The 257-nt window shown below is 58.0% G+C and carries 1 pseudogene; it reads left to right on the top strand.

The features are described from left to right. Window positions 1–156 (top strand): annotated as a pseudogene (locus SB764_RS42245) (lipoyl synthase); the annotation flags it as partial. Window positions 157–257 lie beyond the last annotated feature (101 nt).

Genomic DNA, 257 nt, shown 5'->3' with positions numbered 1-257 from the left:
CATCATCTGCCGGTGCGCTCGTACGTGCATCCGGACACGTTCAAGATGTACGAGGAAGAAGCGTACAAGATGGGCTTCACGCACGCCGCCGTTGGCGCGATGGTGCGCTCGAGCTATCACGCTGATTTGCAGGCGCATGGAGCTGGAGTGGTCTGATCGGTTTGAATAGCTGGTAGTTTGAAAATGCAAAGCCCGCACTTGTTGCGGGCTTTTTTTGTGGCGAGGTGCCGGGTTGGGGCGCTGGAGTTGCACCCGAG

This window comes from Paraburkholderia sp. SIMBA_027 (assembly GCF_046535315.1).
GTDB lineage: Bacteria > Pseudomonadota > Gammaproteobacteria > Burkholderiales > Burkholderiaceae > Paraburkholderia > Paraburkholderia tropica.
Note: the sequence above shows the minus strand (reverse complement) of the source record. Positions and strands in the feature narration are given on the sequence as shown.